Here is a 2,510-nt window from a genome sequence, read left to right on the forward strand (position 1 = left end):
TGGGCCGGGGGGTGGGCTGAGAGGTGCCTGCGCCTGGCTCACTGGTTGTCATATCCGCTCCTCGTACTCCGCGCGGTCGGCCCGCGCATCTGCCGCGCGACGCGGCGCCCGATGCTGTCGCTTTGACCGCTATTCAAGCAGGTCGTCCTGTGCCGTGCCCATGGCTTTAAGCTCAATGCCCCGACAAACTCGAACGACGGCGACGGAGGCGGCGATGGATCGAGCGGATCTGGCGGTCCTGCTGGCCCTGGGTGCCGCGCTTTTCATCGCCGTCGGCGACGTCATCCACCAGCATTCCGCGCAGCGGGTCACCGAGGAACCGGTCGGTTCGGTGGGCCTGTTCGCCCGCCTGCTGCGCGACCGTCGGTGGTGGCTGGGCAGCCTGGTGGCAGCGGCCGGTTTCGGCCTGCAGGCGGCCGCGCTCGGGTTGGGATCGGTCCTGCTGGTCCAGGCGCTGCTGGTCACCTCGCTGCTGTTCGCCTTGCCGCTCAACGCGCGGCTGACGCACCGGCGGCTCACCCGGTGGGAGTGGCTGTGGGCCGCGCTGCTGGCCGGTGCCGTCGCAGTCATCGTCACCATCGGCAATCCCACGGCGGGCCATGCCCGGGCACCGCTGGAGGCGTGGGCCTTGGTGACCGCCGTGGTCGTGCCCGCCCTGATCCTGTGCCTGGCGGGCGCGCGGCGCTGGCGCGGGCCCGCCGGCGCGATGCTGCTGGCCGTGGTGTCGGGCACGTTGTGGGGCGTGTTCGCCGTCCTGACCAAAGGGGTGGTGGACCGGCTCGGCGCCGGGTTCTGGCCGCTGCTGGCTTCCCCGGAGCTGTATGTGTGGGCCGCGATCGCCGTGGCCGGCACCGCGGTGCAACAGTCGTCATTCCACGCCGGGGCGCTCACCGCGTCGCTGCCCACGATGACCGTCACCGAACCGGTCGTGGCCTCGGTGCTGGGCATCGTGGTGCTCGGCGAATCCATGCGGCCCGGCGACCTCGGTTGGGTTTCCCTGATCGTCGCGGTCGCCGCGATGGCGGTGGCCACGGTGGCGCTGGCCCGCGGTGAAGCCGCCGACGACCAAGCGTTGTCCGCGGCGCACTAGTTTGGTGGCGTGCTGAGCGCCATCGCAATCGTCCCCGCCACACCGGTGCTGGTGCCCGAACTGGTGGGCGCAGCTGCTGCCGAGGTGGCCGGGTTACGCGACGCGGTCATCGCCGCGGCAGGCGCGCTACCGCCGCGCTGGCTGGCGGTCGGCGTCGGCCCCGACGACGCGGTGTACGGACCCGATCGCACCGGCACCTTCGCCGGTTACGGCGTCGACGTGCGGGTGGCCCTGGGGCCAGGTCCCGTGGGCGAGGCGGCCGAATTGCCGCTGTGCGCGCTGATGGTCGGATGGATTCGCGGGCAGGCCGCCCCCGAGGCGTCGGCCGAGGTCCACGTCTATGCCGCGTCCCACCCGGTCAGCGCGGCGTTGGCCCACGGCCGCGCGCTGCGGGCCCGGATCGACGGCACCCCGGATCCCGTCGGCGTGCTCGTCGTCGCCGACGGCCTGCACACCCTGACCGCCTCGGCGCCCGGTGGCCACGTACCCGAGTCCGTGGCCACCCAGCAGGACCTCGACGACGCGTTGGCCACGGCAGACCTCGCGGCGCTGGTCGAGTTGCCCGAGGCCGTGCTCGGCCGCGTGGCCTACCAGGTGCTGGCCGGGATGACCGGACCCGAGCCCGGCTCGGCCCGCGAGCTCTACCGCGGCGCGCCGTACGGCGTCGGCTACTTCGTCGGCGAATGGTTGCCATGATCCGGCCGATCGCGATCATCGGGCCGACCGGCACCGGGAAATCGGCGTTGGCGCTGGCGGTGGCCGAGCAGCTCGGTGGAGAGATCGTGAACGCCGACGCGATGCAGCTCTACCGCGGCATGGACATCGGCACCGCGAAGCTGCCCGTCGCCGAGCGCCGCGGCATCCCGCATCATCAGCTCGATGTCCTGGAGGTCACCGAAACCGCCACGGTGGCCCGCTATCAGCAGGACGCTGCGGCCGATGTGGAGGCCATCGCGGCCCGAGGCGCGGTGCCGCTGATCGTCGGCGGGTCCATGCTCTACATCCAATCTCTGCTCGACGACTGGACGTTCCCGGCCACCGATCCGACGGTGCGAGCCCGCTGGGAAGCCCGGCTGGCCGAGGTGGGCGTCGCGGCCTTGCACGCCGAGTTGAGCCGGGTGGACCCGGCTGCCGGGGCGTCGATCCTGCCCAGCGACGGTCGGCGGATCGTGCGGGCGCTGGAGGTCGTGGAGCTCACCGGTCAACCGTTCGCAGCCAGCGCGCCGAGCATCGGCACACCGCGCTGGGACACCGCCATCATCGGATTGGATTGGGAGACCGCCGTTCTCGATGACCGTCTGCAACGTCGCACCGATCTGATGTTCGACGACGGACTGGTGGACGAGGTACGCACGCTGATCGGGCGGGGGCTTCGCGACGGGGTCACCGCGGCCCGGGCGCTGGGCTATGCGCAGGTGCT

Annotated in this window: 3 protein-coding genes; all 3 read left to right on the plus strand. The window is 72.2% G+C overall.

Annotated features, from left to right (window positions below):
- Nucleotides 1–214 precede the first annotated feature (214 nt).
- Nucleotides 215–1,090 (plus strand): DMT family transporter, encoded by an 876-nt coding sequence (locus A5699_RS10550; RefSeq protein WP_067768938.1) that lies wholly within the window; start codon nucleotides 215–217, stop codon nucleotides 1,088–1,090.
- Nucleotides 1,091–1,099: 9 nt separating this feature from the next.
- Nucleotides 1,100–1,786, plus strand: coding sequence for a hypothetical protein (locus A5699_RS10555; RefSeq protein ID WP_067768940.1), 687 nt, complete (start codon nucleotides 1,100–1,102; stop codon nucleotides 1,784–1,786).
- A partial coding sequence (miaA, locus tag A5699_RS10560) for a tRNA (adenosine(37)-N6)-dimethylallyltransferase MiaA (protein ID WP_197508254.1) occupies nucleotides 1,786–2,510 on the plus strand: 725 nt, incomplete at its 3' end. The genes A5699_RS10555 and miaA, both read left to right, overlap by 1 nt.

Source organism: Mycobacterium sp. E802, from assembly GCF_001666875.1.
GTDB lineage: Bacteria > Actinomycetota > Actinomycetes > Mycobacteriales > Mycobacteriaceae > Mycobacterium.